The sequence below is a fragment of the Arthrobacter tumbae genome (assembly GCF_016907495.1).
GTDB lineage: Bacteria > Actinomycetota > Actinomycetes > Actinomycetales > Micrococcaceae > Arthrobacter_D > Arthrobacter_D tumbae.
In genome coordinates, this window is sequence record NZ_JAFBCC010000001.1 from 1,667,371 (window position 1) to 1,684,762 (window position 17,392).

Annotated in this window: 18 protein-coding genes and 1 tRNA gene; 10 read left to right on the plus strand and 9 right to left on the minus strand. The window is 63.7% G+C overall.

Features of this window, described 5'->3' with window-relative positions; all coding sequences use genetic code 11:
- Window positions 1-177: 177 nt before the first annotated feature.
- From pstS to JOD47_RS07995, 4 genes are all read right to left on the minus strand, one after another.
- Entirely contained in the window at window positions 178-1,290 is a 1,113-nt protein-coding gene (gene pstS, locus JOD47_RS07980) for a phosphate ABC transporter substrate-binding protein PstS (protein ID WP_204533425.1), read from the minus strand.
- A gap of 100 nt (window positions 1,291-1,390) precedes the next feature.
- A complete protein-coding gene (locus JOD47_RS07985; protein ID WP_204533426.1) occupies window positions 1,391-2,533 on the minus strand; it encodes a serine hydrolase domain-containing protein in 1,143 nt (380 codons plus the stop codon).
- Between the two features lie 10 nt (window positions 2,534-2,543).
- Entirely contained in the window at window positions 2,544-4,031 is a 1,488-nt protein-coding gene (locus JOD47_RS07990) for an FAD-dependent oxidoreductase (RefSeq protein WP_204533427.1), read from the minus strand.
- A gap of 29 nt (window positions 4,032-4,060) precedes the next feature.
- The gene (locus JOD47_RS07995) at window positions 4,061-4,669 is read right to left on the minus strand and encodes a hypothetical protein (RefSeq protein ID WP_204533428.1); all 609 of its coding nucleotides are present in this window, start codon (window positions 4,667-4,669) and stop codon (window positions 4,061-4,063) included.
- A gap of 75 nt (window positions 4,670-4,744) precedes the next feature.
- Here JOD47_RS07995 and JOD47_RS08000 point away from each other — a divergent pair, with 75 nt between their 5' ends.
- A complete protein-coding gene (locus JOD47_RS08000; protein ID WP_204533429.1) occupies window positions 4,745-5,338 on the plus strand; it encodes a cysteine hydrolase family protein in 594 nt (197 codons plus the stop codon).
- Here the strand turns inward: JOD47_RS08000 and JOD47_RS08005 are convergent.
- Entirely contained in the window at window positions 5,320-5,523 is a 204-nt protein-coding gene (locus tag JOD47_RS08005) for a hypothetical protein (RefSeq protein ID WP_204533430.1), read from the minus strand. The genes JOD47_RS08000 and JOD47_RS08005 overlap by 19 nt on opposite strands.
- 245 nt (window positions 5,524-5,768) lie before the next feature.
- Here JOD47_RS08005 and JOD47_RS08010 point away from each other — a divergent pair, with 245 nt between their 5' ends.
- Window positions 5,769-6,227 carry a DUF4383 domain-containing protein gene (locus JOD47_RS08010; protein WP_204533431.1) on the plus strand — a complete coding sequence of 153 codons (459 nt, stop codon included), beginning with the start codon at window positions 5,769-5,771 and terminating at the stop codon, window positions 6,225-6,227.
- 100 nt (window positions 6,228-6,327) lie between these two features.
- On the opposite strand, the gene JOD47_RS08015 is transcribed toward JOD47_RS08010, so the two are convergent.
- Entirely contained in the window at window positions 6,328-6,768 is a 441-nt protein-coding gene (locus tag JOD47_RS08015) for an Hsp20/alpha crystallin family protein (protein ID WP_204533432.1), read from the minus strand.
- 178 nt (window positions 6,769-6,946) lie between these two features.
- Window positions 6,947-7,020: transfer RNA gene (locus tag JOD47_RS08020), tRNA-Val, on the minus strand.
- 150 nt (window positions 7,021-7,170) lie between these two features.
- On the opposite strand from JOD47_RS08020, the gene JOD47_RS08025 reads away from it, so the two are divergent.
- From JOD47_RS08025 to JOD47_RS08035, 3 genes are all read left to right on the plus strand, one after another.
- A complete protein-coding gene (locus JOD47_RS08025) occupies window positions 7,171-7,416 on the plus strand; it encodes a DUF2630 family protein (RefSeq protein WP_204533433.1) in 246 nt (81 codons plus the stop codon).
- Window positions 7,417-7,443: 27 nt separating this feature from the next.
- Complete coding sequence (locus tag JOD47_RS08030) at window positions 7,444-8,052, plus strand: flavodoxin family protein (protein ID WP_204533434.1); 609 nt, start codon at window positions 7,444-7,446, stop codon at window positions 8,050-8,052.
- Window positions 8,053-8,138: 86 nt separating this feature from the next.
- Window positions 8,139-8,999 carry a formate/nitrite transporter family protein gene (locus JOD47_RS08035; protein WP_204533435.1) on the plus strand — a complete coding sequence of 287 codons (861 nt, stop codon included), beginning with the start codon at window positions 8,139-8,141 and terminating at the stop codon, window positions 8,997-8,999.
- On the opposite strand, the gene JOD47_RS08040 is transcribed toward JOD47_RS08035, so the two are convergent.
- Window positions 8,996-9,244: a hypothetical protein gene (locus tag JOD47_RS08040; protein WP_204533436.1), complete on the minus strand. Its 249-nt coding sequence runs from the start codon at window positions 9,242-9,244 to the stop codon at window positions 8,996-8,998. The two genes, JOD47_RS08035 and JOD47_RS08040, sit on opposite strands and share 4 nt — an antisense overlap.
- The gene (gene ku / locus JOD47_RS08045; RefSeq protein ID WP_204533437.1) at window positions 9,244-10,086 is read right to left on the minus strand and encodes a non-homologous end joining protein Ku; all 843 of its coding nucleotides are present in this window, start codon (window positions 10,084-10,086) and stop codon (window positions 9,244-9,246) included. Before ku ends, JOD47_RS08040 begins: the two co-directional genes overlap by 1 nt.
- Before the next feature lie 46 nt (window positions 10,087-10,132).
- On the opposite strand from ku, the gene JOD47_RS08050 reads away from it, so the two are divergent.
- The 5 genes from JOD47_RS08050 to JOD47_RS08070 all read left to right on the plus strand — a co-directional run bounded on the left by JOD47_RS08050 (window position 10,133) and on the right by JOD47_RS08070 (window position 17,347).
- The gene (locus JOD47_RS08050; RefSeq protein ID WP_204533439.1) at window positions 10,133-10,615 is read left to right on the plus strand and encodes an SRPBCC domain-containing protein; all 483 of its coding nucleotides are present in this window, start codon (window positions 10,133-10,135) and stop codon (window positions 10,613-10,615) included.
- 40 nt (window positions 10,616-10,655) lie between these two features.
- Window positions 10,656-13,109 carry an ATP-dependent DNA ligase gene (locus JOD47_RS08055; protein ID WP_204533441.1) on the plus strand — a complete coding sequence of 818 codons (2,454 nt, stop codon included), beginning with the start codon at window positions 10,656-10,658 and terminating at the stop codon, window positions 13,107-13,109.
- Between the two features lie 16 nt (window positions 13,110-13,125).
- The gene (locus JOD47_RS08060; protein ID WP_204533443.1) at window positions 13,126-15,525 is read left to right on the plus strand and encodes a phosphoketolase family protein; all 2,400 of its coding nucleotides are present in this window, start codon (window positions 13,126-13,128) and stop codon (window positions 15,523-15,525) included.
- Between the two features lie 53 nt (window positions 15,526-15,578).
- Window positions 15,579-15,779: a hypothetical protein gene (locus JOD47_RS08065; RefSeq protein ID WP_204533445.1), complete on the plus strand. Its 201-nt coding sequence runs from the start codon at window positions 15,579-15,581 to the stop codon at window positions 15,777-15,779.
- Window positions 15,780-15,883: 104 nt separating this feature from the next.
- On the plus strand, window positions 15,884-17,347 hold the full coding sequence (locus tag JOD47_RS08070) for a flotillin family protein (RefSeq protein WP_204533446.1): 1,464 nt from the start codon (window positions 15,884-15,886) through the stop codon (window positions 17,345-17,347).
- Window positions 17,348-17,392: the final 45 nt, after the last annotated feature.

The following is a 17,392-nucleotide window of genomic DNA, read 5'->3' on the forward strand; positions in this document are numbered from 1 at the left end:
CTACAGCGGGCCGGACACCCGATCCGCTGGCCGGAGGAGCAGGCCTTGCCGATCCGTCACTGGATGATCCGGAGTCGGGCGGGCCTCGAGCCGCCAATCCGGCCTAGGAAGTGTGCACAGGGAGGGTCCTCATTTAGGGAGGGCCTTCCTCAGTTAAGGGCTAACGCGATGAAGGCGTCACTGCTCGACGCTGATCGTGCTGATCGCCTCGGTTGCCCGTTCCGACAGGCTCTCGGAGATGGGCGCACTGCCTGCGGCTTCGGCCGCTGCCTGCTGCCCCTCGTCGCTGACCACGAAGGAACCGAAAGTCTTGACCAGGTCTGCGGTTTGCTGGTCCTCGTAGGTGGAGCAGAAGATGTGGTAGGAAACCAGCACCAGCGGGTAGGCGCCGGGGGCTGTAGTTTTCCGGTCCAGGTTCAGGGCGATGTCGAATTCGGCGCGGCCCTCCACCGGTTCAGCCACGTCGACGGCGGCAGCGGCCGCTTCCGGGCTGACTGCTACGTACTCATCACCCACCAGCAGTTTTGCCCTGCCGAGTGGAGGCCCGACGGCGGAATCGTCCGCGTAGGTGACCGCTCCTTCGGTGCTGGTAACAGTGCTGACGACGCCGGCATTGCCTTTGGCGTTCTCCCCAGACAAACCGGAGGGAAAGGTGCCGTCGGCCTCGTTGGTCCAGATGTCCGGGACCACGGCATGGAGATAGTCGGTGAAATTCTCCGTTGTCCCTGAGTCATCGGAGCGGCTCACCGGAGTGATGCGGGTGTCGGGAAGAGCGACGCCCTCGTTCTGGCTGGCAATCGCGGGGTCGTTCCAGCGCGTGATTTCTCCGCGGAAGATGCGGGCAATCGTCTCCGCGTCGAGGTTCAGCTCTTCGATTCCGGGCAGGTTGAAGGCGATGCTGATCGGCGCCACGTAAGCCGGGATGTTGAACGCACCCTCCGGCCCGCACACTTCCCGCGACTCCTCGAGCTCCTCCTCGCTGAGGTAGGCATCCGATCCGGCGAAATCCACGGCTCCGGCCAGAAGGGCACCGCGCCCTGCCCCGGACCCGTCCGGGGAATACTGCACACGGACGTCTGGATGCATCGTTGCAAACTCCGCCTGCCAGGCATTCATGGCCGGTCCCTGTGCCGAGGATCCTGCGCCGGTGATGGTCCCGCTCAGGGTAGAGGTGGCGTTCTGCGCCGCGGCTTCCTGCTCCGGCCCCAGCGGATAGTCCGAACCGCAGGATGCAACAGTGAGGCCGGCGGTACAGCTCAGGGCGATGGTCAGCACGCGACGAAAAATCACACACCCACGATACAGGTGAATACTGGGTGAACCCTTGTTGAATGAACAGCCCCGGCTGCACTGCCCGGCAGACAGCTGCGCTCTACGCGTCCCACCCCGCTCACTGGACGAGCACGTTTTCGATGCCGTTGGTAAACGCCCTGATCAATTCCGGGGACGGTGGGAGCACCTGGGTAAGCAGGACTGCGGCCGTTTCCTGTTCGGGCCATGAGTACCAAAGCGTGCCTAGACCGCCGCCCCATCCGTAACGCGGGGCCCGCACGGCGGGATCGTAGCCCGGACCAGTTATCTGGAGACCGTAGCCCCAGCCGCCACCGTCGAGGAAAATCTGAGCTGACGGCCCGGTACGCTGTTCCGCGCTGAGCCGGTCCGTCGTCATTGCCTCAATAATGTCCCTGCTGAGGACCCCTTCATCGCCCTTCCTCAAAAGTGCTCCGGCGAAGCGCAGCAGATCCGTCGCGGTCGAGACGAGCCCATTCCGCGCATCAGGGAAAGCCGGCCTCCGTTCCCAACGGCTGTCGGGAGCCGTGTCGAACAGGGACAGCCCGGAACTGTCGGCAACGAAGGCCGGCGGAAGCCGTTTCGGCTGGGCGATGAACGCGGTGTCGTGCATTCCCAAGGGATTGAAGAGCCGCCGTCTGAGGAGGACCTCAAGAGGAAGTGCGGTGGCGCGGGCGAGCAGGACTCCGAGCACGGCGTAGGCGAGTTCATACCGCCATACCGTGCCGGGTTGTTCAAGCAGCGGCAACTCGGCGAAGCGCTTGATCCACTCGTCTGGGGTGAGCGAAACGGCCGGATCTGGTGGACCGATGCCAAGGTCGGCGTCCGCCGCGGCCCTTAAGGCCGGGCATTCGCTTTCGAAGACGAACCCGAAGCCCAGCCGCATGGTCAGCAAATCCTCGACCGTGATGGGGCGCGCGGCTGGCACCGTGTCGTTCAAGGGGCTGTCCAGTCGTCGCAGTACCCGGCGATCGGCCAGTTCAGGCAGGAAGCGATCAACCGGCTCGTCAAGGGCAAACAGCCCGTCTGCTGCGAGCAGCAGAGTCACAGCCGCCACCATCGGTTTTGTGTTCGAGCTGATCCGCATCAAGCTATCCGCGGCCATTGGAGTTACACCGCTAGGTTCGGTGCAACCAGTGGCCTCGATCGACATTCCACCCCCGTCCAACACTCCGACAATAGCGCCCGGGACGCCGTCACCGACGTACTGGCTGATCGCACCGAGCACAGTTCCTGCCATCATCCCGCATCGCCTACGGCGCCTGCAGGTCGCGTGTGGCGGGGCCTTCGAGCCGCACCCCGTCGTGGCTGAAGCGGGATCCGTGGAGCGGGCAGTCCCACGATTGTTCGGCGTCGTTCCAGCTCAACACTCCGCCGAGGTGGGGGCAGACAGCTGAGACCCGGTGAGTCACACCGGCGATCTGGCAGATACCCACCGGACGTGCACCTTCCCGCACGATTACACCCTGCCCCTCGTCCGGCCGGGCGTGGGAGGTTCGCGCCAGCCCGCCCAGCCAGCCGGTGACCATCTCGACGCCGACGCCGGCGTTGGCCTTTGCGGTGCTGAGCGCGTCCTGCTTGCCTACCCGGGTTTTGTACAGTTCCTTCGCCCACGGCATGTGCCCGCCGAGGATTTCAGCTGACAGAGCCAGCCCTGCAGCCACCCCGTTGGTGAAGCCCCACTTGTTGAAACCGGTCGCCGCGTAGATGGATTGGCCACCGACGGGCATCTTGCCGACATAGGGAACCGACGACGCCGGCTGGTAGTCCTGTGCGGACCAGCTGAACGCTGCCTGCGCGGTGGGGAAGTGCTCCTGGGTCCAGCGGATGATGTCGTCGACGAGGGACTGCGTGTGCGCCTGGCGCCCCACGGTATGCCCATTGCCGCCCACAATCAGGTACGGACGCCCCTCGACCGTGGCATTGCGCAGCGTGCGTGAGGGAGAGTCCACCGAAAGGTACATGCCCTGTGGAATTTCATCCTGCACCGTGAAAGCGACCGCATAGGAACGGTGCGGTTGCAGGACCGAGAAATGCCCGCCGCGGTCCAGGATAGGCGTTCCCGTGGCGAGGATGACGTTGGCCGCCGAGATCTCGCCCAGCGAGGTCTGGATGGTGCTCCGTTCGCCCTTGGTGCTGCCTGCCTTCACGCCGGTGACCCGAACGCCCTCAACCAACTGACCGGAGTGCTTGCGCAGATCTGCTGCGAGTGCGGCAAGGACTTGCATGGGATGCACCTGTGCCTGGCCGGCCACGCGCAGCGTACGGGTCACCGGGAACGGGAGCTCGGAGGAGTTCTCAAGGACGGCGTTGAGTCCCGAAGTGGCACATGCGTCGCGTTCCTCACTCAGAAGGCGGGCGCCGTCGTCAGTGATGGCGTAATTGAGGCCGTCCCGGATGTCATAGCTGACGCTGTTCTCATCGCAGAACCGGAGCAGCCAGCTTTGGCCCTCACGGTTCCCGGTGACATAGTGGCGGGCCAGGTCCGCTCCGTGGTGTCTGATGATCGACGACAGCTGCGTGCCCTGCAGCAGGGAGACTTTCGCCGTGCTGTTCCCGGTGGTCACTGCACCAACCGTGCGGGCCTCCAGGACTGCGACCCGCTGGCCGGACCGCGCGAGCAGCGTGGCAGTGGTCAAACCGGTGATGCCGGCGCCGACCACCACGGAGTCGTACTGGCCGTCGTCCTGGAAGACGTCAGCGGGAATGCGCGGTGATGATTCAAGCCAGAGGGACTTCACGGCCAGTTCTCCTTTTGTAGTGCGGTTGGTTACCAGTCCAGTTCGATGTGGGTGTTGTTGGAAAGGGTTTCCGGCGCGGTGCCGAGATAGATCACGTCACCGGTGTTTTCGTCGCGCAGGAACGTGTGGAAAGTCCCGGGGGTGAGGCTGCCGGCAATCGGCGGGAAGCCCTGTTCGGCGGAGACCCGGCCCTGGAAGCCGGCGGCGGGAAGGCCGCCATCGTCCACAATGAACCAGTCCCACACCGCGCCGGTCGACAGGTCGACCGCGAGAATCGTGCCGGAGGGCCATCCCGCGTCCGGGCCCCGGTCTGAGCCCGGGATCTGGCGCGCGGCCGAGCGGTCGTACCCGGCAAGGAAGTCTCCTGTGTCAGCACGCACCAGGCCCACCCGCAGCGGCAGCCCCGGTGTTCCGGGCGAGAGCGCCGTCGTGTCCCACCATCCGCTGTAAGCGGTCCGCAGGGGAAACACATCACCCGGTTCAACGGTGACCGGCAGCGGCTGGAAGTAGGGTGGTGTCGGCGCTGCGGCCGCCTCCGCACTGCAGCCTGGAAGAACGACGACGGCGAGCAACGCCGTTACGCCCGGCAGAGTCGTCCGCACGGTGATCACCTCCGTGGCCTCAACGCTAGACCTCACCGGCGCACGCCTCAAGGACAATTCATACGTAAGCTGTCAATTGGATTGCACGGAACCTTCGCAGGGAGGAAGAACATGACGGCTGCACTGCTCATCATCGATATGCAGAAGGCATTTTTTGAAGACGCTTCTCTGGGCAAGCAGCAGGACTCCCTGGTTGCGGCCTGCAACTCAGCTATCGCGGATGCGCGCGAAGCCGGCATTGCCGTCTATCTGATCCGCACGGAGCACCAGCGGGACAAGTCAACCTGGACGGTGAGCATGCTCGACGATGAGCAGGGGTTCCTTTTCAGCGGCACTGAGCAAGCGGAATTTGTTGACGGTCTCAGTGCCGGGGGTCTTCCTGAATTGGTGAAGACGCGTGACAGCGCCTTCTTCGGGACCGACCTGCTTCAGCGCCTGCGTAACCTCAACGTGGATACGGTTGTCCTTGCTGGGGTTTCAACACACAACTGCGTGGCGCAGACCGGTGCGGACGCGTATGCGAACAACCTGCGCGTGGTGTATGCCGAGGAAGCGGTCGCCTCGACCAATGATCAATACGCGCAGAACGTGCTGGGCGTGCTCAGGGACGAGTATCGCCAGCAAGCTCTAGGAGCGAGCGGGATCCGGCAGTTGTTCTCGAAGCAGTCTGCCAGGCAGTCACCGGATCAGACTCCGATGCTGTAGCCGTCTTCGCGGTGGAACAACCGGCGACCCGCGCCGTCATCGGAACGGATCCAGACTACGGAGGCGTCATCGGCGTGATCCTCGAGTACACCGGAGAACTGGTCTCCGGAAGGGTGCCGAAGGGTTATCTGCTGGCCGCGCTTGAGTGCTGAGAAGTCGGCGAGCGAGGAGTGCTGTGAGGTCATGGGAAAGGCCCTTCCTGAAGTGTGACTGACGCCACACTATGGGCCGTTCCTGAATGTTTGGTGAATATGAACTGGGTGATTACCTGACGGTTAGGCAAAGGTTATCGAATAGATAGCTAAGCACGCTTTCTATTCCGCCGAGCCTATGGCACGCTGGCATTACAAATGGCGGGACATATTGTCCACAACTCGCAGGATCACGCGCCGGAGCCCGCCAGTCCGGCCACTTTAGAGGGGATAGTGCAATGGCATCAACACATTCAGGATCGGGTGTTGGCACCCGGACAAACATTCAGAAGGCCGCACTCGCGGTGGGCGTGGTGTTCCTCCTGGTCGGAGTGCTGGGTTTCATTCCCGGTATTACCAGCAATTACGACACGCTTCAGTTCGCTGGTCCCGAGTCTGAGGCACAGTTGCTTGGTCTGTTCCAGGTTTCCATTCTGCATAACATCGTCCACCTGCTGTTTGGCGTCGCGGGCGTCGCGATGGCGAAGACGGCAACCGGCGCTTACAACTTCCTGTTGTGGGGCGGCGTTATCTACGCGGTGCTCTTCATCTACGGGCTCATCATCCCGAGTGATTCCGCAGCGAACTTCGTTCCGCTCGATGCTGCGGACAACATCCTTCACCTTGGTCTGGCGATCGGCATGATCGGGCTGGCGCTCGCACTGCGGGACAAGCACCGCACCGTTCGGGATCGGTAGTCGCGGCTCCAAGAAGCTATAGACAAACAGAACGACGACGACGGGCCGCAACCCGCCGTCGTCGTTCTGTTTCTGGTGTGTGTAGCTTTCTGCGAACGGTTTAGGATTCCACTGCCCGGTCGGTCCGCACCGGCTGGGCGTCCTCGCCGGAGACCACCTCGATCTTGCGGGGCCTTGCGCGCTCACTGACCGGGATGGTCACGCTGAGGACGCCGTTTTCGTAGCGCGCCGAGATGGCATCGAGGTCGATACCCTGCCCGAGGTTCAGTTGCCGTAGGAAGGATCCGCTCTCACGCTCGCGGGTCAGCCACTTGACGCCCTCGGCGTTGCGCAGGGTGCGCTCGGCGCGGATGGTCAACAGCTGGCCGTCGACGTCGATGTCAACAGATCCCGGATCGATGCCCGGGAGGTCAGCGCTCAGGATGTAGTGGTCGCCCTCGCGGTACAGGTCCATCGGCATCAGCCGCAGACCTTGGCGCGGATCCAGAAGTGCGCCGGCCACGCGGTCCAGTTCACGGAATGGGTCGAATTTCATTGCCATGATGGTTCACTCCCTATGAGTCGATAATCTTCACTATTAGGGTTGAGTGCGGTTCGCTCAACCTGACAAGAGATTAGCACTCGCATTAGTGGAGTGCTAACCGTTTTTGTTCGCTGAAAACGAACTTTTGAAGGCACAAAAAAGCCCGCCCCGCGTGATGCGGGACGGGCTGTCACGGTGCCTGCGCGGGGCCTCGATCCCCGGGCCTTCCGCGTGTGAAGCGGATGCTCTACCAGACTGAGCTACACAGGCGAATAGTTCCCAGTCAGTTTAGGTCATGGGTGGACGGATCATGCAAACGCGAAGGCCGGTAGATATTCAGGCAAACACTAAGTAGCCTGACTATTTCAGGCTGTTCCAGACGAGATATCCACTTCTCGAAGTCAGCGAAGGAGATTGGTCATGGACGATGAGGACATTCTGGCGCGGATCCAGGCGCTGGTAGACAAGGAACACGAGCTGCGGGATTCACCCTCGGGTGACGATGCTCCAGGCGACGACCGCCGGAGCAGGCTTCGGCGGGTAGAGGAACAACTCGACCAGTGCTGGGACCTGCTGCGTCAGCGGCGGGCCAAGGAAGACGCAGGAGAAAGCCCCCAGGAGGCGGAGCCGCGGCCCATCGACCAGGTTGAGGGCTACCGCCAGTAAGTACACGACTCTATGGAAGGAACACCTATGGACGACCTCAAAGCTTTTGCATTGATCTGTACCCTCACCCCTTCGCCCGACGCCTCGAGCAGTGATGTCATGGCCAACCACATCCTCGGCAAGCTGCAGGAGCAGGGAGTGACGACGTCGTCGGCCCGGGTAGTCGACCACAACGTCGCCCCTGGTGTGCAGATCGACATGGGAAACGGGGATGAGTGGCCGCAGCTCCGTCAGCAGATCCTCGATGCGGACATCTTCCTCCTGTGCGCACCTATCTGGGTGGGCCACATGAGCAGCCTGGGACAGCGGGTATTCGAACGGCTGGACGCCGACCTCTCCTCGACTGACGATGAGGGCCGCCCCATCATGTACAACAAGGTTGCCCTGACGGCTGTGGTCGGGAACGAGGACGGCGCCCACCACGTCACTGCCGAGATGCATCAGGGCCTGAACGACATCGGATTCACCGTCGCTGCGCAAGGTGGCGTCTACTGGGTCGGGGAAGCAATGCAGACTGTGGACTTCAAGGATCTGGACAAGGTGCCTGACCCGGTTGCCTCGACGATCTCCGGTATGACCGCAAATGCTGTCCACCTCGCAAAGTCGCTCAAGGTGGCCCCCTACCCAGCTCCCTAGCATTGAGTTTGCAGGACACGCCCCGAAAGGGGTCCCAAAAGGGGTGTGTCCTGCTCATTCGGTGAAGTCAGCAGAAAATAGGCAACATGGTGAAAGACGACGACGGCGGTGACGCCCGCCGGCGCGAACTCGGCGACAGTTCCGAGCCGGTTGAGGATGAAATCGAGGAATCGTTCGACCGCACTGTGGATGAAGGCGCACAGCGCTTGCACAGAACGTTCCCGGACGTCCTGATCACCGGGCTGTTCGGCGGCTTTGAAATAGGCATTGGTGTCATGGCCTACCTGGCTGTCCTCCACGAGACAGACAACCACCTGCTTGCGGGCATTGCCTTCAGTGCCGGTCTCATCGCGCTGCTGCTTGCCAAGAGTGAGCTGTTCACTGAAGGATTCCTCGTTCCCATTGCCGCGGTAACGGCCAAGCAGGCCACTGTCGGACAGCTCGGAAAACTGTGGGGCGGCACACTGTTCGCCAACCTCGTAGGGGGCTGGCTCTTCATGATGCTGGTGATGACGGCCTTTCCCCAGTGGACCGAAACGATCACCACGTCTGCCGAACATTACGCGAACGCAGAGTTGAGTTGGCAGACTGCGTGCCTTGCGCTGCTCGGTGGAAGCACCATCACACTGATGACCCGCATGCAGCACGGGACGGAGGCCATGAGCGGCAAGCTGGCGGCCGCCGTCGTTGGTGGTTTCCTGCTGTCCGGGCTGCAGCTCTTCCACTCCATTCTGGACTCGCTGCTGATCTTCGGTGCCATTCAGACCGGAGCCGACATCAGCTATCTGGACTGGCTGGGCTGGTTCAGCTACACGGTGGTACTCAACGTCATCGGCGGCATACTGCTGGTAACGGCATTGAGGCTCGTTCGCGACCGGAAGCTCGTGGAACGTGAGCGGGAGGAAGCCCCGGCAGACCCCAAGGCCCCAGGCAGCGCTCCCGGCTAGTGGCGGCGGGCCAGCCAACCCAGCGTCAGTGTGCCCATGGTCCGGCGGAAACCGCTGTCACCCTCAGCCAGCTCCAGCGCGGCCCACACCATCAGGCACGCGGTGCTCGCGGCCGACAGCGCCTGCCGGTTCTTCTCGTCCAGTGCCATCATCGAACCGATACCCAGCAGTGCCCACCCCACGATGGGGGCATTGGGCCGCTTTGCCAGGGTCTGCTGTCCGAAGTCGTTCCTGATGAATCCCATTACGCGCCTTTCTTCGATGCTGATTTAGCGGGCTTGCTGGCTCCCGAGGAGCCCTTTTTCTCCCGGTTCTTTTCCACGCTCCGGCGGAGGGCCTCCATGAGGTCGAGGACATTTCCGCCCTCTTCTTCCCCGGTCTCGCCGAAGGTCTCGTCAGTGTCCAGGGCCTCACCCTTCTCGAGTTTCGCCTCGATGAGCGTGCGCAGCTGTTCCTGGTAGTCGTCCTTGAAATTCTCGGGATCAAAATCCGAGGAGAACGACTCAACAAGGGCCGCTGACATCTCCTTCTCCTTGGCGGAGATGCGCACCTTCTCATCGAGCGACGGGAACGTGGCCTCACGCACCTCGTCCTGCCACAGGAGGGTCTGGATCATCAGGACATCCCCGCGTACCCGCAGCGCCGCCAGCCGCGACTTCTGCCGCAGCGAGAACTGCACGATCGCCGTCCGGTCCGTCTCCTCGAGCGTGCGCCGGAGCAGCACATACGCCTTCGTTGATTTGGAGTCGGGCTCAAGGTAGTAGGCGCGGTCGAGCATGATCGGATCGATCTGGTCGCTGGGAACAAACTCGACCACCTCGATCTCGCGGCTCTTTTCCACCGGAAGGGACGCAAGGTCTTCGCTCGTGAGCACAACGGTGCGCTCGCCGTCGTCGTACGCCTTGTCAATGTTCTTGTACTCGACGATCTCGCCGCAGATCTCACAGCGCCGCTGGTAGCGGATGCGGCCGCCGTCCTTGTCATGGACCTGATGGAGGCTGATGTCGTGGTCCTCGGTGGCGCTGTAGACCTTGACCGGCACGTTGACCAGCCCAAACGCTACTGCGCCTTTCCAGATGGCTCTCATGTTCCTAGTGAACCAGTGTTGCCCGTGCCGGTCTACGATTGCTTAGGTGAACTCCGAACCGATGGTTACCAAAACGCTTGCCGATGGAGAACCTGCCCTGTGGTTCGAGATGCGCTTCAACGCGCCGGCCCGGGTGCTGTGGAAGCATTTGGTCGATCCCGCGAAGCTCAAGTACTGGTTCCCGTGCGAGCTGGACATCCTGCCGCGTCCCGGCGCGGTGGTCACCTTCACGTTCCCCAGCCAGCGACCCATGGAGGGCACGGTCCTGGAGGCGGAAAAGCCGCGGCTGCTCGCTTACACCTGGGATGAGGAAGTTTTGCGCTGGGAAATCGAGGACGACGACGACGGCGGCAGCCTGCTCACCCTCACCAACACCCTGGCGGAGGGTCAGGACATCGCCCGCTCGGCGGCCGGCTGGCACCTGACGCTCATGGGCCTGGACGACTACCTGAATGAACGGTCCCTCGGGCAGGACCCGGCACTCTGGGATCAGTACGTGGCTCGGTATGAGGACCAGCTCGGCGCCTGAGCCACTGGCGTAATCGCCGCATCCCTACAAGACTGGGCAAATGGCGACGGGCAGCGCACAGCAGACGGTTACCGTCGATGGGCGCCGCCTGAAACTGACCAGCCTCGAACGCGTGATGTATCCGGAAACGGGAACCACGAAGGCTGACGTGCTGGCCTATTACGCCGCCGTCGCCGACTGTCTGATTCCGCATGCACGCAACCGCCCGGTTACCCGCAAACGGTGGGTCAACGGCGTCGGCACCGAGGATTCACCGGGCGAAGTGTTCTTCCAGAAGAACCTCGACAAGTCGGCGCCGTCGTGGATCGAGCGCCACGGGATCGAGCACAGCGACCACACCAACGTGTATCCGATGCTCAATGACCTCGCCACCCTGACGTGGCTGGGGCAGATCTCCGCCCTCGAGATCCACGTTCCGCAGTGGCAGTTCGGCACGGGCGGGGAGCTCAATAACCCGGACCGGATGGTGTTGGACCTTGATCCGGGGCCCGGTGCTTCCCTTCCCGAATGTGCCGAGGTGGCGCGGCTCGCCCGGGAGATCCTGAACGACATGGGCCTGGATCCGCGTCCGGTGACGAGTGGGTCAAAGGGGATCCATCTGTACGCGGCGCTGGACCGGAAACAGACCTCGGATCAGGTATCCGCCGTCGCGAAGGAACTGGCTCGTATCCTCGAGGCTGATCACCCGGAGCTGGTGGTCAGCGATATGAAGAAGTCCTTGCGCGGCGGGAAGGTGCTCCTGGACTGGAGCCAGAACCACCGGAACAAGACCACCATCACGCCGTACTCGCTTCGGGGGAAGGCCCGCCCCATGGTCGCGGCGCCGCGCACCTGGGAAGAACTCGACGATCCGGACCTGGCCCACGTCGACTACGAACAGGTGATTCAGCGCATCCACGAGCACGGCGACCTGTTGGCCGACATGGATCGCGGGCAGGCTGACGTTGAGGCAATCTCCCCGAACTCACAGCACGACGACGACGGCCGGGACCGGCTGCACACCTACCGTTCCATGCGGGACGCCTCGAAGACGCCGGAACCCGTCCCGGATGTGGTGGGGGAGCCGGGCGGAAACAGCTTCGTCATTCAGGAACACCACGCGCGGCGGCTGCACTATGACTTCCGGCTGGAGCGCGACGGGGTCCTGGTTTCCTGGGCCATCCCCAAGGGACCGCCGACGTCCACGGGCGAGAACCACCTCGCCGTCCAGACCGAGGACCATCCGCTGGATTACGGCTCCTTCGAGGGAACTATCCCCAAGGGCGAGTACGGGGGAGGCGAGGTCTACATCTGGGACTCGGGGACGTACGATGCCGAGAAATGGCGGCCGGGAAAGGAAGTCATCTGCACGCTGCAGGGCCGGAAGGACGGCGGCCTGGCCAAGGGAGGCAACGCGGTTCGGCGGTTCGCCCTCATCCACACCGGCGGCGCGACAGACTCGGCTGAGAAGAACTGGCTCATCCACCTGATGAAGGAGCAGCCCGGCCAGCCGTCACCGCCGGCGTTCCTACCGCGGGCCGCTGAGGACCTGCCCATGCCGAAACCGATGCTGGCCACAACGGGAGCTCCGGGACTGTTGCGCTCCGAGGAAGACTGGGCGTTCGAGATGAAGTGGGACGGCATCCGCGCGGTGGCCACCGTGACGCCGGAGGGAACCCGCCTGCTGAGCCGCAACGGGAATGACCTGACCAAGGCGTACCCGGAGCTGGCTGATCTCGGCAGCTACGTCAACGCGGAGCAGGCGGTGCTTGACGGCGAGATCGTTGCCATCAACAAGGCCGGCCGTCCGGACTTCGGCTTGCTGCAGGGGCGCATGAACCTGACCAAGCAGTCGGACATCGAAGCGGCCCGGAGACGGACGCCGGTTCACTTCCTGCTGTTCGACCTGCTGCATCTGGACGGCAACTCGCTTCTGGACCTTGGGTACTCCCAGCGCCGCGAGGTACTTGAGCAGGCGGTGGACGCACCCGACGACGGCCACATCCAGGTGCCGCCCGCCCTCGACGCGACGCTCGACGAGGCAATTGACGCCAGCAAGGAGCTCGGCCTCGAAGGCATCATGGCCAAACGGGTAAACAGCACCTACTCGCCGGGCCGACGCTCGGAATCGTGGGTGAAGATCAAGCACGCGTTGACGCAGGAAGTGGTGGTAGTTGGTTGGCGGCCGGGCAAGGGCAGCCGGGCGCACAAGGTCGGTTCGCTGCTCGTGGCCATTCCCGACGGCGTGGACCTGAAGTACATCGGCCGGGTGGGTTCAGGCCTGACGGAGCGTGAACTGGCGGAGATCGGGTCCCGGCTGAAGAAGATGGGCCGCAAAACCGCACCGCTCGACGACGTTCCTGCCCCCGATGCGTCCGACGCACGCTGGGTCCGGCCGGCGCTGGTCGGAGAGGTGCAGTTCAGCGAACGCACCTCCGGCGGCAAGTTGCGCCACCCGGTTTGGCGGGGGTGGCGGCCGGACAAGAAGCCGTCCGACGTCATCGTCGACATCTGAATCTGAGTCCCGGTCGATGCGATCAAGGAAAGAGGCAACTATGCAGATTGACCAGCTCGACGCCTGGTGGAGGGCCGCCAATTACCTGTCCGTCGGCCAAATCTACCTGCGGGACAACCCGCTCCTGCGCCGGCCGCTGCGCCGGGAGGACGTGAAGGAGCGCCTGCTCGGACACTGGGGAACCACTCCCGGCCTGAATTTCATCTACGCCCACCTGAACCGGATCATCACCGAGCGCCGGCAGGAGATGCTCTTCATCACCGGCCCCGGCCATGGCGGTCCCGCGAACGTCGCCAACGCGTGGCTTGAGGGAACCTACACGGAAACCTACAGTCACGTGGGCGCGGACGAGGCGGGCCTGAAGGAGCTGTTCAAACAGTTCAGCTACCCCGGCGGGATTCCGTCCCACGCCGCGCCCGAAACGCCGGGTTCCATCAACGAGGGCGGCGAACTGGGCTACTCACTCGCCCACGCATACGGTGCGGTCTTTGACAATCCCCACCTGATTGCTGCCTGCGTGATCGGCGACGGCGAGGCAGAAACCGGTCCGCTGGCCGCGAGCTGGCACTCGAACAGCTTTCTGGACGCCAGGCACGACGGCGCGGTGCTGCCGATCCTGCACCTGAACGGCTACAAGATCGCCAACCCCACCATCCTGTCCCGGATGCCCGAGGCGCAGCTGGAGCAGTTGATGCGCGGCTATGGCTACGAGCCGCACTTCGTCACCGTTACCGACCCACACGCGACGGAGCAGGCACACCGGGATTTCGCCGAGGTGCTGGACACCTGCCTCGCGAGGATCTCCGACGTGCAGGCCGCGGCTCGCCAGGAGCCGCGCGCCGGAACAGAATACGCGCCGTGGCCCATGATCGTGCTGCGCTCGCCGAAGGGCTGGACGGGCCCGGCGACTGTGGACGGCAAGCAGGTAGAGGGCACCTGGCGGGCGCACCAGGTTCCGCTGTCAGGAGTGCACGACGACGACGCACACCTTCAGCAGCTCGAGGAATGGATGCGCTCCTACCGCGCTGAGGAGCTTTTCGCCGAGGACGGCACGCTGAGGAAAGAGGTAGCTGCTCAAGCGCCTCCGGGAGACCTGCGCATGAGCGCCACGCCGTACGCCAACGGCGGCCGGCTCCTGCAGGACCTCAAGCTGCCCACCTACGGGGACCACGCCGTCGTCGTTCATGAACCGGGACAGGAAAAGGTGAGCCCCATGCTCACCGCAGGCGGCTATCTGCGGGAGATCATCCGGCTGAACCCGGAGAACTTCCGGCTCTTCGGACCGGATGAAACCGCCTCGAACCGCCTGCAGGACGTCTACGACGTCACCGACAAGGCATGGCAGCAACGGATTGACGACGTCGACGAGCACCTTGCGCGCTCAGGCCGCGTCCTTGAGGTCCTCAGTGAGCACCTGTGCCAGGGCTGGCTCGAGGGATACCTGCTGACGGGGCGCCACGGTGTGTTCAACTGCTACGAGGCGTTTGTGCACATCGTCGATTCGATGTTCAACCAGCACGCCAAGTGGCTGAAGGTGCATCAGGACCTGCCGTGGCGGCAGCCGATCGCCTCGCTGAACTACATGCTCTCCAGCCACGTGTGGCAGCAGGACCACAACGGGTTCTCGCATCAGGATCCCGGGTTCATCGACCATGTGGTCAACAAGAAGGCGGACGTCATCCGCGTCTACCTCCCGCCGGACGCCAACACCATGCTCGCAGTCACTGAGCACTGCCTCCAGACGCGCGACCGGGTGAACGTGATCGTCACGGGCAAGCAGCCGACCATGACGTGGCTCGGACCCGGGGAGGCCCGCCTGCACGTCGAGCGGGGTATCGGGGTCTGGGACTTCGCGGGAAGTGAGGATCCGCGCGGAGGGCAGGATCCCGACGTCGTACTGGGGTGTGCAGGAGATGTGCCGACGGTGGAGGTGGTGGCCGCCGCGAACTTGCTCAAGGACACGCTGCCGGCGCTGAAAGTGCGCGTGGTGAACGTGGTGGACCTGATGCGGCTCCAGGACGATGCCGAACATCCGCATGGGTTGCCCGCGCGGGACTTCGACACCCTCTTCACCCGCGACCGCCCCGTCATCTTCGCCTACCACGGCTACCCGTGGCTGATCCACCGGCTGACGTACCGGCGTACCAACCACGACAACATCCACGTGCGCGGCTACAAGGAGGAGGGGACCACCACCACGCCGTTCGACATGGCCATGCTGAACCAGATCGACCGGTATCAGCTGGCGATGGACGTGATCGACCGGGTGCCGTCGCTTCGCTCCACGCAGGCGGGGCTGCGGCAGCACCTTCAGGACGAGCGGCAGCGGGCCTGGCAGTACACGCGTGATGTCGGCAAGGACATCGACGCCGTGACCGGCTGGATGCTGGAGGAGGCTTCGCCCGACGACGCCTGATTCCCGTGCGGGCACACACAAATCCCAAGTTGCCGCGGGTACGAATAAGTGTTATGAGCACGATCCAGGTAACGCAGACCGCTACGGCGGATGAATCAAGCATTCTGGTGGCCGCCCGCCGTGCCGTGACGGACGCACTCTACGACCTCGAACTGGCTTGGCGGAACCCTCGTCCCGATGCCGTGGTGGCAGCTGCCCGACGCCAGCTTGCAGCTGCCGAGAGCTGGGCTGACGCCCGGCGCGAAGGCGCCTGAGAATCACCGGCTGTCCACAGCGGCTGATGTTCTCCTACCCCATCGTGTAGCGTCTGTGCTGGCGGTAACCGCCGTCACATATCAGTCCTATATATGGGGGAACTGTGGACATTGGTCTCTTGATCACGCTCGGGGTGATCGCCGGCGTCGTCGTTGTTCTGGCTTTGATCGCCGCGATCATCGCCCGGATGGCTTTGCGGATCGCAAGCCCGGCCGAAGCGCTCATCATCACCGGCAAGGGCAGTCAGGAAAGCCAGCGGGTGGTGTTCGGACGGACCTTCATCAACCCGTTCAGCCAGCGTGCGTTCTCGATTTCCCTGGCATCCCGGCAGGTCACCCTGCAGATCGAGGGCATCTCCAAGAACGGCATTGCGCTGCACCTGACCGGAGTGGCACAAATCAAGGTCGGCGGGGATGAAGAGGCTGTCCGTCGTGCCGCCCAGCGCTTCCTGAACCAGCAGGAGCAGATTGACCATTACACGCAGGAGACCCTCTCGGGTTCGCTGCGTTCCATTGTGGGCACGTTGACCGTCGACTCGATCATCAAGGACCGGGCTTCCTTCGCGAAGAGCGTCAAGGAAGAAGCCGAGCACTCCATGCACAACCAGGGCCTGGTGATCGACACCTTCCAGATCCAGTCCGTGGCGGACAGCTCTGACTACCTGCGGAACCTGGGCCGCCCAGAGGCCGCCCTCGCGGAGAAGCTCGCGAAGATCGCCGAAGCCAATGCGGCTCAGGAAGCCGCGCAGGCCAAAGCCGTTGCCGACGAGCAGGTTGCGCTCGCCGAACAGCGACTCGCCATCCGGCGCGCCGAGCTCAAGGAAGTAGCGGACGCACGCCAGGCGCAGGCTGATGCCGCCGGACCCCTTGCGGCCGCGGAGCAGAAGGAGGCGATCCTGCTCAAGGAGCAGCAGGTGACCTCCCGTCAGGCAGAGCTGCGCGAACGCGAGCTGGATATCGAGATCCGCAAGCCTGCGGACGCAGACAAGTACCGCGTGGAGCAGGAAGCGGCCGCCAAACTCGAGCAGCGCAAGCGCCAGTCGGAGGCCGACCAGGTCGAGGCAGAAGTCCTGCTGTCCAAGCGCCGGCTGACGGCCGAGGGCGACAGGGTTGCCGCGGAGGCAGAAGCCGCCGCAAATACGGCGCGGGGTAACGCTGCGGCCGCAGTCACCCGTGCCAACGGTTCGGCGGAGGCTGAGATCATCAAGGTCCGCGGTGAGGCGGAAGCGGACGTCGTCCGTCAGAAGGGCATTGCAGAAGCGCAGGGTATTGAGGCTCAGGCCCGCGCCTACGAGCAGTTCAACGAAGCCGCTGTCCTGAACAAGGTTATGGAGATGCTGCCGCTCGTGGCACGCGAGATTGCTGCTCCCATGTCATCGATCGACAACATGACAGTGATCTCCACCGACGGTGCGAGCCACCTCAGCAAGAACGTCAGCGGCGGCCTGCAGCAGACTTTCCAGCTGTTGAAGGACACCACGGGGCTTGACGCCGTCGAGATGCTCCGCAACTGGGGCAGTAACGGCACCAAGGCGCCGGCCGCCGGATCATCCGACATTCATCCCTAGGGGTTCTCGCGGTATTCTCGGTGCAGACGGTTTTCGGTTAACGCT

Coding starts and splice junctions, on each gene's coding strand:
- JOD47_RS07985 (WP_204533426.1), bottom strand. CDS start 2,533: ATGATGGCAGGAACTGTGCTCGGTGCGATCAGCCAGTACGTCGGTGAC.
- JOD47_RS08000 (WP_204533429.1), top strand. CDS start 4,745: ATGACGGCTGCACTGCTCATCATCGATATGCAGAAGGCATTTTTTGAA.
- JOD47_RS08005 (WP_204533430.1), bottom strand. CDS start 5,523: ATGACCTCACAGCACTCCTCGCTCGCCGACTTCTCAGCACTCAAGCGC.
- JOD47_RS08010 (WP_204533431.1), top strand. CDS start 5,769: ATGGCATCAACACATTCAGGATCGGGTGTTGGCACCCGGACAAACATT.
- JOD47_RS08015 (WP_204533432.1), bottom strand. CDS start 6,768: ATGGCAATGAAATTCGACCCATTCCGTGAACTGGACCGCGTGGCCGGC.
- JOD47_RS08025 (WP_204533433.1), top strand. CDS start 7,171: ATGGACGATGAGGACATTCTGGCGCGGATCCAGGCGCTGGTAGACAAG.
- JOD47_RS08030 (WP_204533434.1), top strand. CDS start 7,444: ATGGACGACCTCAAAGCTTTTGCATTGATCTGTACCCTCACCCCTTCG.
- JOD47_RS08035 (WP_204533435.1), top strand. CDS start 8,139: ATGGTGAAAGACGACGACGGCGGTGACGCCCGCCGGCGCGAACTCGGC.
- JOD47_RS08040 (WP_204533436.1), bottom strand. CDS start 9,244: ATGGGATTCATCAGGAACGACTTCGGACAGCAGACCCTGGCAAAGCGG.
- ku (WP_204533437.1), bottom strand. CDS start 10,086: ATGAGAGCCATCTGGAAAGGCGCAGTAGCGTTTGGGCTGGTCAACGTG.
- JOD47_RS08055 (WP_204533441.1), top strand. CDS start 10,656: ATGGCGACGGGCAGCGCACAGCAGACGGTTACCGTCGATGGGCGCCGC.
- JOD47_RS08060 (WP_204533443.1), top strand. CDS start 13,126: ATGCGATCAAGGAAAGAGGCAACTATGCAGATTGACCAGCTCGACGCC.
- JOD47_RS08065 (WP_204533445.1), top strand. CDS start 15,579: ATGAGCACGATCCAGGTAACGCAGACCGCTACGGCGGATGAATCAAGC.